Below are 21,010 nucleotides of genomic sequence, written 5' to 3'. Positions count from 1 at the left end.
TTTTTAATGTCTGAATCCAATAAGTTTTTATTGGCGGTGCTCAACCGTTGTAAAGGCAATTCGATCACTACGAATCATACGTTTTTGCTGCAAAGAAGGCTGTTCCATCTGTGGCATATTCCATACCGCGCGGTCGGTACGCTGCATTCGTTTTACTTTTGGCGCTTCTTTTTTCATGGGTGCCTGAAAACTAATACGATCGCTACGAGTCACTTTTTTGGACTCAGTATCGGCCATTGTGGCTGCGCTCATTGACATCAGAATGACTGTACTCAGACTCATCATCAGTGATTTTTTCATGGCAGAATTCTCTAAACTTAATAATCGCTATTATAAATTAATATATAAAATATTATCTATTTTTCAGATTTAAAACTTAAAGGTATTTTTTTATTCTGGCTATCGCTTTTTTAAATCATTAAAGGGGAATCCAAGTTTTAAGCGCTAAATTCAGAACATAAAAAATCCCTCCGTAGAGGGATTTTTGAAATATAAAAATTAACCCAACAATAGACTGTTAATACGTTTTACATACTCAGCCGGATTTTCTGGTAGACCACCTTCTGCAATCATTGCCTGATCAAAGATCACATTGGCCAGATCATCAAACTGGGCAGAACCTTCCAGTTTTTTCACCAATGGATGTTCCGGGTTAATCTCCAGAATCGGCTTCACATCCGGTACAGGCTGACCTGCATCTTTCAGCATACGGATCAGTTGTGGAGAAAGCTCCCCTTCCCCTGTGACCAGACAGGCTGGTGAATCAACCAGACGAGTCGTTACACGTACTTCTTTGGTTTTGTCTTTCAAAGAATCTGTCAGCTTTTCAACCACAGGTTTGAACTGTTCAGCAGCAGCTTCCAGTGCTTTTTTCTCTTCTGCATCTTGCAGATCACCTAGGTCGACTGCACCCTTAGATACGTTTTGCAATGGGGTACCATCAAACTCATGCACGAAGTTCATTGCCCATTCATCGACGCGTTCTGACATCAGCAATACTTCAATGCCTTTTTTCTTGAATACTTCCAGTTGCGGTGAGTTTTTCGCAGCATTCAGGCTTTCAGCGGTAATGTAGTAAATCGCTTTCTGGCCTTCTTTCATGCGTGCTTTATAGTCTGCCAATGAAGTGCTCACCTCATCATTGGTCGAAGTTGCATAGCGCAGCAGTTTCAAGATGCGTTCGCGATTACCGAAATCTTCACCTAAACCTTCTTTCAGCACCGCACCAAATTCGCGGTAGAAAGTTTTGAAGTTTTCCTGATCTTTTTCATCTTCAGATTTTGCCAGATTATCCAAAGTGGTCAGAATACGGCGAGTGTTACCTTCACGGATGGTTTTCACATCACGGCTTTCCTGCAGCAATTCACGGCTCACATTTAATGGCAGATCGGCACTGTCTACCACGCCCTGTACAAAGCGCAGATAGTTTGGAATCAGGTTATCCGCATCATCCATAATGAACACACGTTTCACATACAGCTTGATGCCGGCCTTGGCTTCACGAGTGAAAATATCCTGTGGCGCTTTGCTTGGGATATAAAGCAGTTGGGTATATTCAGTACTACCTTCAACACGGTTATGCGCCCAAGCCAATGGTGCAGCAAAATCATGAGTCAGGTTTTTATAGAATTCGGTATATTGCTCTTCAGTAATCTCAGATTTATTCCGAGTCCACAGTGCGCTGGCCGAGTTAATCGCTTCCCACTCATCGGTCTTCACATATTGACCGCCTTTTGGTGTTTCACCTTCAGCAGCTTCTTCTTCCTGCCAGACTTCTTTTTGCATCTGGATTGGCAGGCTAATGTGATCTGAGTATTTATTGATGATCTGTTTGACTTTATAGCTTTGCAGATAATCCAACGCATCTTCACGCAGATGCAGAATAATATCGGTACCACGGCCTTCTTTGGTGATCTGTTCAACTTCGAATTCACCGGTACCGCCACTGATCCAGCGCACCCCTTCTGAGGCATCCGTACCGGCACGGCGTGATTCTACGGTAATCTTGTCAGCCACAATAAAGCCTGAGTAGAAGCCGACACCAAACTGGCCAATCAGCTGAGCATCAGCTTTCTGATCACCCGTCAGTTTTGACATAAAGTCTTTGGTACCAGATTTGGCAATTGTCCCCAAATTTTCAATGGCTTCTTGCTGGCTTAAACCGATCCCGTTATCTGAAATGGTAATAGTTTTATTTTCTGGATCGAGGCTGACACGTACGCGGAGGTCAGGATCATTTTCATAATATTCAGGATGGTTGATCCCTTCAAAACGTAATTTGTCACACGCATCTGAAGCATTAGAAATTAATTCACGCAGGAAAATTTCAGGATTTGAATAAAGCGAATGGGTCACAAGGTGCAGTAACTGCGCTACCTCAGCCTGGAAACTGTGTTTTTGTACGCTTAAATCGCTCATGAATCACTCCTATTATTTTAGATACAGATGTTAACTGTTGCCTATATGAATGGAGTGAGTTCAATAATTTTCAATAGCCTTAAAATAATTTTTTCGCAAAAAATATTTTTATGGCTTTCATTTTTATCAGTTTAATTGATGGGATGGACAAGACTTAATAAGGCCCCATTTTATAGATACGATCAAAATGCAGATCCAGCTGCTGCTGACGCATGTTATAAACCTGACTCAAGCAGGATATGGATTCCTGGCAACGGTCACGAAACTGCAGCCATTTCACCTGATCGCGTTGAATCACCGAACGTGTTCCCATCGGCACCATACGGCGCAAGATGTTATAGCTGGTACTCATTTTGACATCAGCATCATTCAGCAAACGATGTTCACAAATTGTTTTCTCAGTCGCGGTTGTCGCTTTCTGACAATTAAAACTGGCAGCATAACTCTGTGAAATAAACAGCGTGCTGAAGATCAAAAGACTCTTCGACAAAAAACTCATGCTTTGATCTTCCTTATTATTAAGTCGTATTCAATTAATATTTACTTTATTCGTTTTAATATATTTGAGTATTGCCAATCTGCTCAATTTCAATACGTTATAAATCGTTGTTATTTTGAAAAAAAGCCCCATGCAGGATGAGGCTTTTGGAAAAAATGAACCAAAAAATTGGAGCTTAGAATTTATAGCTATAACCGATCGTATAAACCCAAGGATCGATTCCAAATTCACCTAAATTAATTTTTGTCCCATCAGCAGTCTTTGCTTCCAGATCTGTATCTAAGTCTGCATAACGTGCATCAACAAAGACACCCCAGTTTTTTGCATCCGCTGGCTGGAAGTTAAAGCCGACTTGGCCAGCTACCCCATAAGCAACATCTGCATCAAGCTTTGCTACACCTAATGCGTCTTTTGCAGTTTGGCTAAATTCTTCATCCCATGGAATGAATACTGTAGCACCTACACCGATATATGGAGTAAAGCGGCTTGAATTTTTAAAATTATATTTGGCTGTAATCGTTGGTGGTAGATGTTTTAATGATGCAATTTTCACATCACCCGCCATCTCAACATCATGTTTAAATGGGGTAGCCAATAATAATTCGGCTGAAATATTGTCATTGAAGAAATATTCGACTGAAGGAGTAAAATTGAGTTCGCTACTTGCTTTAGCATCTTCAACTACACCAGGAATCAGGTCAGTTTCCTGAGTAGGCGCTAATACAGAAGCCCCCACTTTCACTTGCCATTGCCCTGCCATCGCAGATGCTGAAAGACCCATTAATGCAATTAGAGCTACTTGCTTTAACATTTTAAAATACCCCCAAGGGAAGAATAATTATTAAGAAAATATTTCTTAATTAATAATAAACATGGCTTAAATTAATATGCAATAGATATTATAAAACTAAATTTTATTTATTACTTAAGTATATGTAATTATTAAATATTTATTTTAAATTGACTATATTGATTGGTTTTAAATACCCAGTAAATTAATCAGGTTAATATAATAATATTCAGAGTAAAATAATCAGGTTTATATTAATTTTTTATTTAAAAATATATTTTAAATACATCTTATAATTTATTTTAAATCTAGGCAAATCTGCTCCGATTTATATCAGAGCAGATTATAAAAAGGACTTACAGAACCATGGCTGCAATCCAGCCAAAAATGATAAGCGGAATATTAAAATGAATGAAGGTTGGAACCACACTATCCTTCATATGGTCATGCTGACCATCCATATTCAGACCGGATGTTGGGCCTAAAGTTGAATCTGATGCTGGAGAACCGGCATCGCCCAAAGCAGCCGCAGTCCCAATGATCGCAATAGTTGCTGCAGGACTAAAACCAAATTGAATACAGAGCGGTACATAAATAATCGCCAGAATCGGAATGGTAGAGAATGATGAACCGATACCCAAAGTAATCAGCAGACCAATCAACAACATTAAAAAGGCGGCAAGTGCCTGGCTATTACCAATCCAGTCAACCGACGCTTCAACCAGCGCAGGAACCTGTCCTGTTGCCTCAATCACGGCAGCAAAACCTTGCGCGGCAATCATGATAAAGCCAACCAGGGCCATCATACGCATACCGGTGATGATCACATCATCTGCTTCTTTCCATTTAAAGATTCCGGCACAACTCAAGATTGCGACACCGACCAGACCGGCAAGAATCATGGAATCTGAATAGAGCTGTACCACAAGAGTTGCAATCACCGCGATCGCTGCCATCCAGATGGTCAGTTTGGCAATTTGCGGTTTCGCTGATTTTTGTTCTACACCCAGTTCAGCAGAGATACTTTGCTGCTGTTCCACATGGATATCTTTATAGAGACGCGGCTTACGGTAGCTGATAAACATGGCCACCAGCAAACCCACGAACATACCTGAGACCGGAATCGCCATCGCAGCGGGAATCTGGTCATAAGTAATCTCAAAGCCATAAGGTTTACCAAAGGTATTGATGTTATGGCCCAGAATATCATTCAGGAAGATGGCACCAAAACCGACTGGAACCAGCATATATGTTCCCACCAGACCAAAGGTCAGCAGACAGGCCACCAAACGGCGATCCAGCTTCAGATGGTTAAATACCAGCAATAATGGTGGAATCAGAACCGGAATAAAGGCAATGTGTACCGGAATCACGTTTTGTGAGAAAACGGCAGCCAATGCCACTGTACAGAAGATCAGATATTTAACCTTGTTCTGTGCCTTTTCTGATGCCTCACCTTTTAAGGTGGTAATCATTTTATAGGCCAGCAAGTCAGGCAAACCGGAACGTGCCAAGGCCAAAGCAAAAGCACCCAAGATGCCATAAGCCAAGGCAATTTTAGCGCCGCCGCCCAGACCATTGTTAAATGCATCTAAAGTTCCCTGGAGGCCAAGACCTGCCAGCAAACCACCCGTAACAGCACCAATGACCAGGGCAAAAACCACAGGTACACGTGCCAATGAGAGTCCAAACATGACTCCAATAGCAGCAAGAATTGCGAACATAATGAATTGGGAATGAGAGAAAACGGCTATTTTATCAGAAAATCCGGATAAAAATTCTTCCACTTATCCCTTGCCGAGTCACGTTCCCAATCTCCATATTAAGTAGTTGCTGTTAATTTTTGCTGAATAAAATTATGGATTAGATGAGCCACCTGTTCCGGCTGACTCAAAATCGCCCAGTGATTGGCATTTAATTCTACCCTGGAAAAATCTTCCACCCATTTTGGCATTTCATCAATCAGATCCGGGCCAACAAACTGGTCCTTTTTGAGCACAATTGCCTGTACCGGACAGATTGCAAAACGCTGTCTAGGTCGAGATAAACGTGGTAGAAAGTTCGCCCGATACAGATTGACGCCATATTTGCCGTCTTTGACAATATTCTGGTTTAGCGGCAGATTATCTTGCTGTTCCAGCTGGCTGATCATTTTGCCCCAACGTTCTGCATTAAAAAAATTCCATGCAGTAGGCGCTATAAAAGGCAACTGGAATACCGCGATATACCAGGACTTGGTCATCTGTTTAAAGAACTTGATCTTATGCTGTTTAAACTGTTCACGCATCCAGAAAGCAGCATGATCCAGACATGGACCTGAAATGGTGCTAAAAGACAAAATCCGGCCTTTAAATTTAGGTTCGGTGACCGCTTCCCAAGCCTGGATTGACCCCCAGTCATGAGCCGCAAGGTGGAAAGCTCGTCCTGGCAAGACCTGATCGACCACTTGCTCTAAATCTGCACACAGACGTTCCAGACGATAATCCCGAATTTTCTTGGGAACGCTGGAGTCTCCTGCTCCGCGCACATCATAGGTCACCACAAAATAATCCTGAACGAGGTGAGAAATTACCGCTTCCCAAACATCCTGATGGTCAGGATAACCATGAACCAGCACCAAAGCCGGTCGCTCAGGCTCACCCCAGGTTTTCACATAGAGACGTTGATGATCGCTGGTATCTACCCACTGGCTATGTCTTTGCATAGATGTATCCTTATTCGCTGATTGACTCTTTTATTGTTGAAATAGGCACGATTTATCAATGCCAGCTTATTTTTGTTGTTCTAGTATGCATACAAGACCAGAAAAAAGAATATCCGCATGAGCCTATTACGAAAAATTCAGCAACTGCCTTTATTATCCAAATTTATCCTGAATCGCTATGCCCCCTATCGTGGAGCGGGCATTATCATTGATGAAATGGACTTTGCCAATTATCACGTTCGCGTGAAAATGCCACTGACTCGCAAGAATCAGAATATTGTCGGAGTACATTTTGGTGGCAGCCTGTATTCCATGGTCGACCCTTTTTATATGTTATTGCTGATGCATCATCTTGGTCCGAAATACATTGTTTGGGATAAAAGCTCTACCATTCAGTTTCTGGCGCCAGGACGCGGAACAGTCTATGCTGACATCCGGATTTCCAAGCAGGAAGTACAAACAGTAAAAGAACTGGCAGCTAACCATAGTCCGGTTTATCGCCAGTATCAGCTTAATATTTATGATGATTCCGGTGTGCGTATCGCTGAGGTACAAAAAACCGTTTATATCCGCCTTAAACAGAGCAAAGGCAAGCCTCGAGAGGCTAAATAACAAAATATGAATAAACTAAAAGCGCCATGGAGGCGCTTTTAAATCGATCTGGAAGATAGTTCTGTCGATTAACGACGACGGTTATTCTGTTCGATCGCTGCACCAGCACCACCACCGATGGCACCACCAATTGCAGCCCCACCTGTACCGCCAAAGATGCTTTTACCCACTGCAGAACCTACAGCACCACCGACACCACTATAGGTCGCATTACGGTTTGAACCACCTTGAGCTTTACTACCGACTGCTGCACCGGCACCACCGCCAACTGCTGCACCAACACCACCACCTACTCTGTTACCTACACCACCACCCACTGCACCACCGAGCGCAGCTGCGCCAATACGCTGATCTTTAGCAGACATATTTTCACAGCCTGCCAACATAAAAGTGGAGATAGTTGCAACAGCCATTACGCTCATTAACTTTTTCATGATCTTGGCCTTCCTTCGTGCTTTGACTTAAGATTAACCTGATTTTAAGGAGCGATTCATAACAAGATGTTAAATCTTGAAACCCTCATGATTTATTTTGTAAAGAGCGCATGAAAGATCATGTTTTATTGATGATTTCTCCATATTTAGGACAAGTAACCACCAGATAATCTGATCTTTTCTAGCGATATAAATATGAATAATTTTAGGAAATAAAAAAGCCACCCGAAGGTGGCTTTTTAAAATGATTTAGCGGCTAATTACAGACCGTTAAATTCATCGCTGAATGCTTGGCTCAACGCCTGGTCTACATCAGAGAAGTCATTGTGCAATTCAAATTCTGCAGCTTCTGCTTCCTGACGACGACGCTCTAAGTGATAAGCCAGGCCTGTACCCGCTGGGATCAGACGACCTACAACTACGTTTTCTTTCAGACCGCGTAAATCATCTTCTTTACCTGTTACAGCCGCTTCAGTTAACACACGAGTGGTTTCCTGGAACGATGCAGCAGAGATGAACGAGTCAGTAGAAAGCGACGCTTTGGTAATACCCATCAATTGACGTTCAAACTTCGCAGGGAACTTGTTCTGCGCAAGAACAGCTTGGTTCTCTTGCATCACACGGATGTAATCCACTTGTTCACCTTTGATAAAGCTTGTATCGCCACCGTCAGTGATGTCCACTTTACGCAGCATTTGACGTACGATCACTTCAATATGCTTGTCGTTGATTTTTACACCTTGCAGACGGTAAACGTCCTGAACTTCGTTCACGATGTAGTTAGTCAACGCCACTTCACCTTTCAAACGTAAGATGTCATGCGGGTTCTGTGGACCATCAGAAATAGTTTCACCACGGTTCACATGTTCGCCTTCGAACACGTTAATGGTACGCCATTTCGGAATCAGCTCTTCGTAGATCTCAGAACCATCATCCGGAGTAATCACCAGACGGTTTTTACCTTTGGTCTCTTTACCGAAACTTACAACACCTGAAACTTCTGCAAGGATTGCATGTTCTTTCGGTTTACGCGCTTCGAACAAGTCAGCAACACGTGGCAGACCACCGGTAATATCACGAGTACGTGAAGATTCTTGTGGTACACGACCAATTACGTCACCCACACCAATTGTTTCGCCATCACGGACAGAAAGAATGGTGTTTTGTGGCAAGAAGTAGAACTGTTCACCGCCGTCTACTGTGTCAAGCACAACAGCTGGACGTAAATCTTTACCAGAAGCAGGACGTGCTGTTACAGGCAAGATTTCAACAGTGGTCATACCAGTTGCATCATCAGTTTTCGATGTTGCAGTTACACCATCAGCAATCTGGCTGAAGCGAACTTTACCAGCTACTTCTGTAACCAGTGGATGTGTATGCGGATCCCAAGTCGCTACGATACCGCCTGCTTCTACAGCTTCACCATCTTTCAGCAAGATAGACGCACCATATGGCAGTTTGTAACGTTCACGTTCACGGCCTAAGTCATCTGCAATACCGATTTCACCTGAACGTGAAGTTGATACCAAGTGACCTTTGGCATGTTGTACAGTTTTTACGTTATGGAAACGTACAGTACCTTTATTACGAACTTGTACGCTGTTTGCAGCAGAAGTTCGGCTCGCAGCACCACCTACGTGGAAGGTACGCATGGTTAACTGTGTACCCGGCTCACCAATTGACTGAGCAGCCATAACACCCACAGATTCACCTGGGTTTACCAAGTGACCGCGTGCAAGGTCACGACCGTAACATTTCGCACAAACACCGAAAGTAGATTCACAAGATACGACTGAACGTACTTTAACTTCATCGACACCTTGCTCTTCCAGGTAGTTTGCAAGTTTTTCATCGATCAATGTGTTACGCGGCAGAATAACTTCTTCAGTACCCGCACGTTTCACATCTTCAGCAACTACACGACCCAGTACTCGAGTACCCAGGTTCTCGATCACGTCGCCGCCTTGAATGAACGGAGTCATGACAAGACCAGACAACGTACCACAATCCGGCTCAGTGATAACCAAGTCTTGCGCAACGTCTACCAAACGACGAGTCAGGTAACCAGAGTTCGCTGTTTTCAGTGCTGTATCGGCCAAACCTTTACGCGCACCGTGTGTTGAAATGAAGTACTGAAGTACTGTCAGACCTTCACGGAAGTTCGCTTTAATTGGTGTCTCAATGATCGAACCATCCGGTTTCGCCATCAGACCACGCATACCAGCCAACTGACGAATCTGAGCTGCGGAACCACGGGCACCAGAGTCAGACATCATGTAGATGCTGTTGAATGATTTCTGTTTCTCGTCTTCACCCTGTTTGTTCTTAACAGTTGTGAATGACAAGTTGTCCATCATCGCTTTCGCTACCTGGTCGTTAGTACGCGCCCAGATATCGACCACTTTGTTATAACGTTCGCCGGCAGTTACGAAACCTTGTTCGAACTGTTGTTCAATTTCACGAACTTCAGCTTCGGCTTTCCCGATAATCGCTTGTTTTTGTGGTGGAATGACCATGTCTTCCATACCTACAGAAACACCAGAACGAGTCGCTTGACGGAAGCCAAGGTACATCAATTGGTCAGCGAAGATAACAGTGTCTTTCAGACCCAGTTTACGGTAGCAAGAGTTGATTAACTTAGAGATGTTCTTTTTAGTCATCTCAACGTTAATTTGCTGGAAGTCCATACCTTCAGGCACAACTTCCCAAAGCAGACAGCGACCAGGAGTTGTATCTACGATAATCGTTTGCTGTTCACGTTCGCCGTTTTCGTTGATCACGGTTTGGTGTACACGTGCTTTCACGCGAGCGTGCATATCTACCTGACCAGTCGCAAGCGCACGGTTCACTTCGTCAGTATCCGCGAACACCATGCCTTCACCTTTGGCATTTACTGCATCACGAGTGATGTAGTAAAGACCCAAGACAACGTCCTGAGACGGTACGATGATTGGCTCACCGTTCGCTGGAGACAGAATGTTGTTGGTCGACATCATTAACGCACGAGCTTCTAACTGAGCTTCAAGTGTTAATGGTACGTGTACCGCCATTTGGTCACCGTCGAAGTCGGCGTTGAACGCAGCACATACGAGTGGGTGAAGACGGATCGCTTTACCTTCAATCAGAATAGGTTCAAATGCTTGAAGACCTAGACGGTGAAGGGTCGGCGCACGGTTCAACATTACTGGATGCTGACGAATCACAGAGGCAAGAACATCCCAAACTTCTGGAGTTTCACGTTCAACCATTTTCTTCGCAGCTTTAATGGTTGTAGCCTGACCAGATGCTTGCAGTTTCGCAAAGATAAATGGCTTGAACAGCTCAAGCGCCATTTTCTTAGGAAGACCACATTGGTGTAAACGCAGGCTTGGACCTACGGTAATTACCGAACGACCAGAGTAATCGACACGTTTACCCAACAAGTTCTGACGGAAACGACCTTGTTTACCTTTGATCATATCTGCCAAAGATTTAAGCGGACGTTTGTTAGAACCAGTAATTGCACGACCACGACGACCGTTATCCAGCAATGCATCTACAGATTCTTGCAACATACGTTTTTCGTTACGTACGATGATATCTGGAGCCGCAAGGTCAAGAAGACGTTTCAAACGGTTGTTACGGTTGATCACACGACGGTAAAGGTCGTTCAGGTCAGAAGTCGCGAAACGACCACCTTCAAGTGGTACAAGCGGACGAAGATCTGGTGGAAGTACAGGAAGTACGTTCATCACCATCCATTCTGGCTTGTTGTTCGAATCGTTGAATGCTTCCATCAATTTCAGACGTTTAGAGGCTTTTTTAAGCTTAGTTTCTGAAGTTGTATTTGGAATTTCTTCACGAAGACGCGCAATTTCAGCTTCAAGATCGATATCTTTAAGCAGGTCTTGAACCGCTTCTGCACCCATTTTCGCAGTGAATTCATCACCGTGTTCTTCTAACGCATTGAAGTATTCTTCATCGTTAAGAAGTTGGTATTTCTCAAATGGAGTCATACCTGGGTCAGTTACAACGTAAGATTCGAAATACAATACGCGTTCGATATCACGTAGCGTCATGTCTAATAAAAGACCGATACGGCTAGGCAATGATTTCAGGAACCAGATGTGTGCAACTGGAGACGCAAGCTCAATGTGACCCATACGTTCACGACGAACTTTCGCAGTTGTTACTTCAACGCCACATTTTTCACAAATGACGCCTTTGTATTTCATACGCTTGTATTTACCACACAAGCATTCGTAATCTTTTACTGGACCAAAGATTTTGGCACAGAACAGACCGTCACGTTCTGGTTTGAACGTACGGTAGTTAATGGTTTCTGGCTTTTTAACTTCACCATGAGACCACGACTTAATCATTTCTGGTGACGCAAGACCAATACGGATACGATCAAACTCTACAGGAGCATGACCGTCGGAATCCGTCTTTTTGCGCATGATATCGAGCAAGTCTTTCAATTTTTTTCTCCGTGTGTCGAGGAGATTTTCACTTCCCGACTGGGTCACAAATATTGTTTTTTACTGAAATTCGGGAATCTCAAGAATCCCCCTAAATCCCCCTTTATAAAGGGGGACTTTCTCCCCTCTTTCTTAAAGAGGGGTCGGGGGAGATTTCTTAGTCACCATTTTTCAGTTCAATGTTGATACCTAAAGAACGGATCTCTTTGGTCAATACGTTGAACGATTCAGGCATACCTGGGTCCATATAATGGTTACCATCTACAATGTTCTTATAGATACGGGTACGGCCTTCAACGTCATCCGACTTCACAGTAAGCATTTCTTGAAGCGTATATGCTGCACCGTATGCTTCCAGTGCCCAGACTTCCATCTCACCGAAACGCTGACCACCGAATTGTGCTTTACCACCAAGCGGCTGTTGCGTTACTAGAGAGTAAGAACCAGTAGAACGCGCATGCATCTTGTCGTCAACCAAGTGGTTCAGTTTCAGCATGTACATGTAACCTACAGTTACAGGACGGTCGAAACGTTCACCAGTACGGCCATCATACAATACAGTTTGACCCGTACGTGACAAGCCAGCAAGCTCAAGTAATTCTTTGATCTGACCTTCTTCAGCACCATCAAATACTGGAGTTGCCAGAGGAACACCTTTACGCAAGTTACCAGACAATGCCAAGATTTCTTCATCAGTCAGGCTGTCAAGATCTTCTTGCTGACCGCCAACCTTATTATAAATCTTGTCTAGGAAATCACGCAGTTCAAGAACTGTACGCTGTTCTTTCAGCATCTTGTCGATTTGATCGCCAAGACCTTTAGCAGCCATACCCAAGTGAGTTTCCAGAATCTGACCGACGTTCATACGTGATGGTACACCGAGCGGGTTCAGTACGATATCCACTGGTACACCATTGGCATCGTGCGGCATGTCTTCAACAGGCAGGATGTTAGAAACTACACCCTTGTTACCGTGACGACCCGCCATCTTATCACCAGGCTGGATACGACGTTTAACGGCCAGGTAAACCTTAACAACTTTCAATACGCCAGTTGTCAGTTCGTCACCTGTAGAAAGTTTGCGTTTTTTCTCAGCAAATTTCTCATCAATTTCAAGGCTCTTCTCTTTTAAGAACACTTGAATTTGAGTTAAACGTTCAGCAATTGCTTCATCACTTGGTTGGATATCAAGCAGATCAACCAGCTCTAAACCAGATAACAATTCTTCAGACAGTTTGTCACCGCGTTTAGTAGTACCGCCACCGTTAGATTCCTGACCTTTCAACAGACGGACAATACGTTCGCGTGCTGCTTCTTCGAAGATTTTGTATTCTTCTTTCAAGTCTTTACGGTAAGCATCAAGCTGAGCTTTTTCAATTGCCTGAGCACGTTCGTCTTTCTCAAGACCGTCACGTGTAAACACTTGAACGTCGATCACAGTACCTTTAGTACCCGATGGAACACGTAAAGAAGAGTCTTTTACGTCAGCCGCTTTTTCACCGAAGATTGCACGAAGCAGTTTTTCTTCAGGAGTTAACTGAGTTTCACCTTTAGGCGTTACTTTACCTACCAGGATGTCACCCGCGGTCACTTCAGCACCGATGTAAACGATACCTGACTCGTCCAGTTTAGAAAGCGCTGCTTCACCCACGTTCGGGATATCGGCAGTAATTTCTTCAGCACCCAGTTTGGTATCACGTGCAACACATGAAAGTTCCTGGATGTGAATAGACGTTAAACGGTCTTCTTGAAGAACACGCTCAGATAACAAGATCGAGTCTTCGTAGTTGTAACCGTTCCAAGTCATGAACGCTACACGCATGTTTTGACCCAATGCTAGCTCACCACCATCAGTTGATGGACCGTCAGCCAGAACGTCGCCACGACCTACTTTATCGCCCAGGTTCACAAGAACTTTCTGGTTGATACAAGTGTTCTGGTTAGAACGTGTGTATTTGATCAGGTTATAGATATCTACACCTGCTTCGCCCGCAACCATTTCGTCTTCGTTGACACGAATTACAACACGCGAAGCGTCAACAAATTCAATACGACCACCACGTTTCGCGATTACACATACACCAGAGTCATGTGCTACGTTCGCTTCCATACCGGTACCAACCAGTGGTTTGTCAGCGATTAACGTAGGAACAGCCTGACGTTGCATGTTCGAACCCATCAATGCACGGTTGGCGTCATCGTGCTCAAGGAACGGAATCAGTGATGCTGCTACAGATACAACCTGTTGAGCAGATACGTCCATATGCGTCACTTTTTCAGGAGGCATACGTACGAATTCACCTTGGTGACGTACAGAAACGAATTCTTCAGACAGGTTGCCGTCTTTATCTACTGCAGAGTCGGCCTGTGCAATCACAGTACCTACTTCTTCAATCGCAGACAGGTATTCAACGTCATCAGTTACGCGGCCATCAACCACTTTACGGTATGGAGTTTCCAGGAAACCGAAGTTGTTACATTTGGCGTAAACAGACAGAGAGTTGATCAAACCAATGTTTGGACCCTCAGGAGTCTCAATTGGACATACACGACCATAGTGAGTTTGATGTACGTCACGTACTTCGAAGCCCGCACGTTCACGAGTCAAACCACCAGGCCCAAGTGCTGATACACGACGCTTGTGGGTAATTTCAGATAACGGGTTGTTTTGGTCCATGAACTGAGACAACTGGCTTGAACCAAAGAATTCTTTGATTGCAGCAGCCACTGGCTTCGCATTGATCAGGTCTTGCGGAGACAGATTATCAGTTTCAGCTTGAGACAAACGTTCTTTAACAGCACGTTCTACACGAACCAGACCTACACGGAATTGGTTCTCAGTCATTTCACCCACAGAACGAACACGACGGTTACCCAAGTGGTCGATATCGTCGACTTCACCTTTACCGTTACGGATTTCTACTAATGTTTTTAATACATCAGTGATATCTTCATTCGAGAGAATGCCTTCAACTTCGCGTGACTTCTGATCAGTACCCACTTCGTAAGGACGACCCAAACGACGGTTGAACTTCATACGGCCGACTGGAGACAGATCATAACGCTCAGAAGAGAAGAACAGGTTGTTGAACAGGTTCTCAGCAGCTTCTTTTGTTGGTGGCTCACCTGGACGCATGACTTTGTAGATTTCTACAAGTGCTTCATCACGGCTTACTGTGGTATCAGCACGTAATGTATCCGCAATGAATGGACCACGGTCGATATCGTTAGTGAACAGGATGTTGAACTGTTTCACGCCGCCTTCTGCAATTTTCACCATAATTTCATGGCTTAGAACAGTATTGGCTGCAATCACATCACCATCTTTCAGTGGGATGTCTTCAGCAGTGATACGTTCGTACAGGTATTCATCAGGAACAGAAAGCTTCTCAAGACCAGATGCTTCCATTTGACGTACATGACGTGCGTTAATACGTTTACCTTGTTCAACAATGACTTTGCCGTCTTTGTCAGCAATGTCGAACTGTGCCATTTCGCCGCGCAGGCGCTCTGGAACAAGGTCAATCTGGTAGCTACCCATGTCCAGATACACAGGTACTTTCTCGTAGAACATGTCGAGAATTTGTTCGTTGGTATAACCCAGCGCACGAAGCACCACAGTCGCAAGCAATTTACGACGACGGTCAATACGTACGTAGACCAGGTCTTTGGCATCGAATTCAAAGTCTAACCATGAACCACGGTAAGGAATGATACGAGCTGAATAAAGGACTTTACCGCTTGAGTGAGTTTTGCCTTTATCGTGGTCAAAAAATACGCCCGGTGAACGGTGCAATTGCGATACGATTACACGCTCGGTACCGTTAATGACGAAAGTACCGTTGTCTGTCATAAGCGGCATTTCGCCCATGTAGACTTCTTGTTCACGTACGTCTTTGATTGATTTAGTTTCGCGATCTTTCAGGATCAAACGAATTTTTACGCGCATTGGTGCTGCATAAGTTGAGCCACGAAGGATACATTCGCGTACATCAAACTCAGGCTTACCAAGACTATACTCAACGAATTCTAAAGCAGCATTGCCAGAATAACTTTCAATAGGAAAAACTGAACGAAATGCGGCTTGGAGACCGATATCTTCGCGGTTTTTTGGTGATTTGCCATCTTGTAAGAATGTTCTGTACGAGTCGACTTGAATCGCGAGCAGGTACGGAGCATCCATGACGCTAGGCAATTTACCAAAATTCTTACGGATCCGTTTCTTTTCGGTATATGAGTATGCCATCTGGAGTCCTCGGAAAGTGTAAACCAAGCCCGCCTGCAGAACGGGCTCAGAAGGAATTACGCTGGCCGATATGGCCACCACTCTTTACAAATGCTGCAATTTTTAGTGGTATTAAAACGCTTAACAATATTTTTTTAATGAAAAATATTGGTAAGCGTTTGTTCATTATGTTTATTTTTAATTTGTATGAATTTTATATCATGCAAACAAAAATCGAGCCGATTATTGTAACGCAAAAAGGCTGATGACCCAAGAGCCATCAGCCAATTTTTGGAGCCGATTATAAAAAAACCGGCTCCTTTAAGAAATTACTTAAGAGTAACTGTAGCACCAGCTTCTTCAAGTTTTTTCTTAAGCTCTTCGCCTTCTTCTTTAGAAACGCCTTCTTTAAGAACTGTAGGTGCGCCTTCAACCATGTCTTTAGCTTCTTTCAAGCCAAGACCAGTAGCTTCACGAACTGCTTTAATTACAGCAACTTTGTTACCACCGAAAGAAGTCAACTCAACGTTGAATTCTGATTGTTCTTCAGCAGCAGCAGCAGCGCCAGGAGCAGCAGCAACAGCAACAGCAGCAGCAGATACGTTGAATTTCTCTTCGAAAGCAGAGATTAGTTCAACAAGTTCAAGAACAGTTTTTTCTGCAACTGCGTTTAGGATTTCTTCGTTAGTTAAAGCCATGAGAATAACTCCAAATGGAAATTGAATGGTGTGGAAATAAATTTAAGCTTATGCAGCTTCTGACTCGTTTTTCTCTTTGAGCGCAGTAATAAGGCGACCCAATTTCGAAATAGGAGCTTGAAGAACGTTTGCAAGCATAGTAAGCGCTTTTTCTTGGTTCGGAAGGTTCGCGATTACGCTAACTTCAGCACCTTCGTAAACTTTGCCATCAAATGCAGCAGCTTTAAGTTCGAATGCTTTGTTAGTTTTTGCGAATTCTTCGAACAAGCGTGCAGCTGCACCCATGTCGTCTTCAGAAGTCGAGAAAGCTAAGATTGTTGGGCCAACAAGGCTGTCGTTCAAGATATTGAATTGAGTATCTTGAAGAGCGCGTTTAGCCAGAGTGTTACGCACGATACGTGTTTTAACACCTAGTTTACGAGCTTCAACACGAAGAGCAGTTAATTGCTCAACTGTTAAACCTTGGTAGTCAGCAACAACAGCGGCAAATGCAGTAGAAGCAATTTCACTTACTTCAGCTACGATCTGTTTTTTGCCTTCAATAAGAAGAGCCATTGTAAAACCTCCTAACGGTGATTTATGTGCCTGATCACAAGCACACTCCCAATTCGTGAATTCATCTCTGAAATCACACGCGGAGGATGAACAAATCACACCACCGCGTCTACGCAGGCTGGAGTATTAAGAGGAAAGCATAAAACTCCCCTCGCCTGAGGTCTTTGACGCTGATAAATTTACATTTATCAATTCAAAGTCTGCCTAAGTTCGCAAGTAGTCCGAAACCGGTTTCTTCTTGCGTAAGTTTTAAAGCAGTGCTTTAAAACTTACTCAGGGCTTTAAAATTCTGTATAAGTTTATAACTTATTTAGAAACGTTTGCTACATCAACGATCAGACCAGGACCCATAGTAGAGCTTAGAGTGATCTTTTGAATGTAAACACCTTTAGAAGTAGCAGGTTTTGCTTTCTTGAGGTCAGCTACAAGAGCTTCAACGTTTTGACGAACAGCTTCAGCAGAGAAACCTACTTGACCGATCGCAGCGTGGATAATACCTGCTTTGTCTACACGGTAACGCGCTTGACCAGCTTTTGCATTTTTAACTGCAGTCGCAACGTCAGGAGTTACAGTACCAACTTTAGGGTTTGGCATTAAGCCACGTGGACCAAGAATCGTACCCAGTTTACCAACAACGCGCATTGCATCAGGAGCAGCAATCACTACGTCGAAGTCAAGGTTTCCGCCTTGGATGCTTTCAGCAAGATCGTCGAAACCAACAACGTCTGCACCAGCTTCTTTCGCAGCTTCAGCAGCAGCGCCTTGAGCAAATACAGCTACGCGTACAGTTTTACCAGTACCTGCAGGAAGAGTAGTCGCGCCACGAACAACCTGATCAGATTTACGAGGGTCAACACCCAGGTTTACAGCGATGTCCAAAGATTCTTTGAATTTCGCAGCTGGAAGGCTAGTAAGAATTTCTACAGCTTCTTCTAAAGTGTAAACTTTCTGTGCTTCTACAGCAGCAGCAATGGCTTTTTGACGTTTAGTTAACTTTGCCATGTCTTATAGCTCCACTTCCAAGCCCATAGAACGTGCAGAACCAGCGATGGTACGTACACGCGCGTCTAAATCAGCACCAGTTAAGTCTGGTTCTTTAGTAGTCGCGATTTCTTCCAATTGAGCACGAGTCAACTTACCAACTTTAGTTTTGTTAGGTACAGAAGAACCCTTTTGGATACCAGCAGCTTTCTTAAGAAGAACAGCAGCAGGTGGAGTTTTCATGATGAATGTGAACGACTTGTCGTTGTACACAGTGATCACGACTGGAATTGGTAGACCAGCTTCAACTTTTTGTGTAGCAGCATTGAATTCTTTACAGAATGCCATGATGTTAACACCACGTTGACCTAGTGCAGGACCAATCGGTGGAGATGGATTCGCTTTACCAGCTGGAACTTGCAGCTTGATATAGCCGTCAATCTTCTTAGCCATTTCAAATTACCTCTGGGTGCAAACGCCGTTAGGCTCCCCAATGATTTCAAGTAACGATACCGTTACAACAACAATGCCTGATTTGCACGCAAATCAGGCGTTTTCAACCCGAACAAATTAAACTGTTTTTTCGACTTGGCGAAATTCCAGTTCAACCTGAGTTGGTCGGTTAAATACGTTAATCGTCAGCGTTAAGCGTGACTTGTCGTAAAGCACTTCTTCCACCACACCTTTAAAGTCAGTAAATGGACCGTCAATTACGAGTAATTCTTCGCCTGGTTCAAACATGGTCTTAGGACGCGGTGCTTCACCAGTATTGCGTACACGTGCAAGGATTGCATCAGCTTCTTTTTGCGTAATTGGAGCCGGTTTTTCAGCCGTACCACCAATAAAACCAAGCACTTTTGGACACTCTTTCACGATGTGCCAAGTGTCATCGTTCATTTCCATTTCGACTAATACATAGCCAGGAAAGAACTTACGCTCTGATTTACGCTTCTTGCCATCCTTCATTTCTACCACTTCTTCGGTAGGAACAAGGACTTCACCAAAGCTATCGGCAACAGCGCTACGCTGGATTCGATCATTAAGCGAACGCATCACTTGTTTTTCATAACCTGAATAGGCATGAATAATGTACCAACGTTTCATAGCTCTCTTACCCGATAATAAACTTCATTAACCAGCCTAAAACATAGTCAAAGCACCATAGAACAATGGCTGCAATTACTACAACAGCAAGGACTTGCCAAGATGTGGTCACAGTCTCTTGTTTGGTAGGCCAGGTCACTCGACGTAACTCGATTCGTGCATCCTTAAGAAGACGAACAAAGCCTTTGCCTTGATGGGTGGCGTATAATAAACCGAATGCCACAACGATACAAGCCAAAATTACCCCAACGCGCACCCAAATATCATTCGCAGGCGCCCAGTATGCAGGTAAATATTGGTTTACCATCATAGCACCGACCAATAAAATCAAGGCGATAACCCATAGAACAATGTCTAATGGAGAACCAGAACTTACATCTACAGCAGGATTATTTCTTTGAGGAATTGCCGCTTCGCTTAATGCGTCGCGTGATTTATCATTCGACATTTTTGTACTCGTCGTAGGTTTCGCGACTTATTATATGACCAGTTTTGCCGACATCAAGCGTCTTTTGAAAAAAACTTGGCAGGCCAGGAGGGACTCGAACCCCCAACATTCGGTTTTGGAGACCGACGCTCTACCAATTGAACTACTGGCCTGTAGATAAACTGGAGCCGAAACTCCAGCTTATTTTCTATTCTATGATTATGCAGTTACTTTAGCAACTACACCAGCACCAACTGTACGACCACCCTCACGGATCGCAAAACGTAGACCTGGGTCCATTGCGATTGGGTGAATTAGTTCTACTGACATTTCTACGTTGTCACCAGGCATAACCATTTCAACGCCTTCTTTCAAAGAAATCGCGCCAGTTACGTCAGTTGTACGGAAGTAGAACTGTGGACGGTAACCGTTAAGGAATGGAGTGTGACGACCACCTTCGTCTTTAGAAAGTACGTATACTTCTGCATCGAATTTAGTGTGCGGTTTGATAGAACCTGGTTTAGCAAGTACTTGACCACGTTGTACGTCTTCACGTTTAGTACCACGAAGCAAGATACCACAGTTCTCACCAGCACGGCCTTCGTCAAGAAGTTTACGGAACATTTCAACGCCAGTTACAGTAGTTTTAACTGTATCTTTGATACCCACAATTTCAACTTCTTCACCAACTTTGATGACACCAGTTTCAACACGGCCAGTTACAACTGTACCACGACCAGAAATTGAGAATACATCTTCGATTGGCATCAGGAATGCTTGGTCGATTGCACGTTCTGGTTCTGGGATGTAAGAGTCAAGCGCTTCAACAAGAGCTACAACAGCATCTTCACCGTATTGACCAGCCTCACCGTTAAGTGCAGCAAGTGCTGAACCACGGATTACAGGAGTGTCATCACCTGGGAAGTCGTAAGTAGAAAGAAGTTCACGAACTTCCATTTCTACTAATTCAAGAAGTTCTTCGTCGTCTACAAGGTCGCATTTGTTCAAGAATACAACGATGTAAGGTACACCTACCTGACGAGAAAGCAGGATGTGTTCACGAGTTTGTGGCATTGGACCGTCAGTCGCAGCACATACAAGGA

General features: G+C 43.8%; 18 protein-coding genes and 1 tRNA gene. 2 read left to right on the top strand and 17 right to left on the bottom strand.

The window, feature by feature from the left end; genetic code table 11:
• Positions 1-27: 27 nt before the first annotated feature.
• The 6 genes from FTV34_RS08150 to FTV34_RS08125 all read right to left on the bottom strand — a co-directional run bounded on the left by FTV34_RS08150 (position 28) and on the right by FTV34_RS08125 (position 6,411).
• Positions 28-300 (bottom strand): hypothetical protein, encoded by a 273-nt coding sequence (locus tag FTV34_RS08150; protein ID WP_159123438.1) that lies wholly within the window; start codon positions 298-300, stop codon positions 28-30.
• A 198-nt stretch (positions 301-498) separates the two neighbouring features.
• On the bottom strand, positions 499-2,418 hold the full coding sequence (gene htpG / locus FTV34_RS08145) for a molecular chaperone HtpG (protein ID WP_180025230.1): 1,920 nt from the start codon (positions 2,416-2,418) through the stop codon (positions 499-501).
• Positions 2,419-2,572: 154 nt separating this feature from the next.
• Positions 2,573-2,917, bottom strand: a complete 345-nt coding sequence (locus tag FTV34_RS08140; RefSeq protein WP_166134767.1) for a lysozyme inhibitor LprI family protein — start codon at positions 2,915-2,917, stop codon at positions 2,573-2,575.
• Positions 2,918-3,092: 175 nt separating this feature from the next.
• The gene (locus FTV34_RS08135; RefSeq protein WP_034706934.1) at positions 3,093-3,728 is read right to left on the bottom strand and encodes an OmpW family protein; all 636 of its coding nucleotides are present in this window, start codon (positions 3,726-3,728) and stop codon (positions 3,093-3,095) included.
• A 335-nt stretch (positions 3,729-4,063) separates the two neighbouring features.
• A complete protein-coding gene (locus FTV34_RS08130; protein ID WP_159123440.1) occupies positions 4,064-5,431 on the bottom strand; it encodes a Na+/H+ antiporter family protein in 1,368 nt (455 codons plus the stop codon).
• 98 nt (positions 5,432-5,529) lie between these two features.
• Entirely contained in the window at positions 5,530-6,411 is an 882-nt protein-coding gene (locus FTV34_RS08125; RefSeq protein ID WP_180069894.1) for an alpha/beta fold hydrolase, read from the bottom strand.
• A gap of 117 nt (positions 6,412-6,528) precedes the next feature.
• Between FTV34_RS08125 and FTV34_RS08120 the strand changes: the two genes are divergently transcribed.
• Complete coding sequence (locus FTV34_RS08120; RefSeq protein WP_180025228.1) at positions 6,529-7,023, top strand: DUF4442 domain-containing protein; 495 nt, start codon at positions 6,529-6,531, stop codon at positions 7,021-7,023.
• Between the two features lie 68 nt (positions 7,024-7,091).
• Here the strand turns inward: FTV34_RS08120 and FTV34_RS08115 are convergent, their stop codons facing one another.
• The 3 genes from FTV34_RS08115 to rpoB all read right to left on the bottom strand — a co-directional run bounded on the left by FTV34_RS08115 (position 7,092) and on the right by rpoB (position 16,163).
• The gene (locus FTV34_RS08115; RefSeq protein WP_034170980.1) at positions 7,092-7,457 is read right to left on the bottom strand and encodes a DNA transfer protein p32; all 366 of its coding nucleotides are present in this window, start codon (positions 7,455-7,457) and stop codon (positions 7,092-7,094) included.
• A 260-nt stretch (positions 7,458-7,717) separates the two neighbouring features.
• The gene (gene rpoC, locus FTV34_RS08110) at positions 7,718-11,917 is read right to left on the bottom strand and encodes a DNA-directed RNA polymerase subunit beta' (RefSeq protein ID WP_004781676.1); all 4,200 of its coding nucleotides are present in this window, start codon (positions 11,915-11,917) and stop codon (positions 7,718-7,720) included.
• Between the two features lie 157 nt (positions 11,918-12,074).
• Positions 12,075-16,163, bottom strand: coding sequence for a DNA-directed RNA polymerase subunit beta (rpoB, locus tag FTV34_RS08105; protein WP_180025227.1), 4,089 nt, complete (start codon positions 16,161-16,163; stop codon positions 12,075-12,077).
• On the opposite strand from rpoB, the gene FTV34_RS08100 reads away from it, so the two are divergent.
• Positions 16,157-16,408 carry a hypothetical protein gene (locus FTV34_RS08100; protein ID WP_034170979.1) on the top strand — a complete coding sequence of 84 codons (252 nt, stop codon included), beginning with the start codon at positions 16,157-16,159 and terminating at the stop codon, positions 16,406-16,408. The two genes, rpoB and FTV34_RS08100, sit on opposite strands and share 7 nt — an antisense overlap.
• Before the next feature lie 63 nt (positions 16,409-16,471).
• On the opposite strand, the gene rplL is transcribed toward FTV34_RS08100, so the two are convergent.
• The 8 genes from rplL to tuf form a co-directional block, all read right to left on the bottom strand.
• Positions 16,472-16,840, bottom strand: coding sequence for a 50S ribosomal protein L7/L12 (gene rplL / locus FTV34_RS08095; RefSeq protein WP_159123444.1), 369 nt, complete (start codon positions 16,838-16,840; stop codon positions 16,472-16,474).
• A 48-nt stretch (positions 16,841-16,888) separates the two neighbouring features.
• Positions 16,889-17,395: a 50S ribosomal protein L10 gene (rplJ, locus tag FTV34_RS08090; RefSeq protein WP_004781671.1), complete on the bottom strand. Its 507-nt coding sequence runs from the start codon at positions 17,393-17,395 to the stop codon at positions 16,889-16,891.
• Positions 17,396-17,701: 306 nt separating this feature from the next.
• Positions 17,702-18,397 carry a 50S ribosomal protein L1 gene (rplA, locus tag FTV34_RS08085; protein ID WP_180031088.1) on the bottom strand — a complete coding sequence of 232 codons (696 nt, stop codon included), beginning with the start codon at positions 18,395-18,397 and terminating at the stop codon, positions 17,702-17,704.
• Positions 18,398-18,400: 3 nt separating this feature from the next.
• Positions 18,401-18,829 carry a 50S ribosomal protein L11 gene (rplK, locus tag FTV34_RS08080; protein WP_004781668.1) on the bottom strand — a complete coding sequence of 143 codons (429 nt, stop codon included), beginning with the start codon at positions 18,827-18,829 and terminating at the stop codon, positions 18,401-18,403.
• 117 nt (positions 18,830-18,946) lie between these two features.
• A complete protein-coding gene (nusG, locus tag FTV34_RS08075; RefSeq protein WP_005232530.1) occupies positions 18,947-19,480 on the bottom strand; it encodes a transcription termination/antitermination protein NusG in 534 nt (177 codons plus the stop codon).
• A gap of 7 nt (positions 19,481-19,487) precedes the next feature.
• Positions 19,488-19,928, bottom strand: a complete 441-nt coding sequence (gene secE / locus FTV34_RS08070; protein WP_179991968.1) for a preprotein translocase subunit SecE — start codon at positions 19,926-19,928, stop codon at positions 19,488-19,490.
• 76 nt (positions 19,929-20,004) lie between these two features.
• Positions 20,005-20,080 (bottom strand) — tRNA-Trp (locus FTV34_RS08065).
• 46 nt (positions 20,081-20,126) lie between these two features.
• Positions 20,127-21,010, bottom strand: an 884-nt coding sequence (tuf, locus tag FTV34_RS08060) for an elongation factor Tu (RefSeq protein ID WP_180069893.1), incomplete at its 5' end; no start/stop codon positions are given.

Origin of the sequence: Acinetobacter sp. YH16038 (genome assembly GCF_013417275.1) — a bacterium.
In the GTDB taxonomy this organism is placed as follows: domain Bacteria; phylum Pseudomonadota; class Gammaproteobacteria; order Pseudomonadales; family Moraxellaceae; genus Acinetobacter.
The sequence above is the reverse complement of the archived record's forward strand: the minus strand, read 5'-3'. Positions and strand labels throughout refer to the sequence as shown.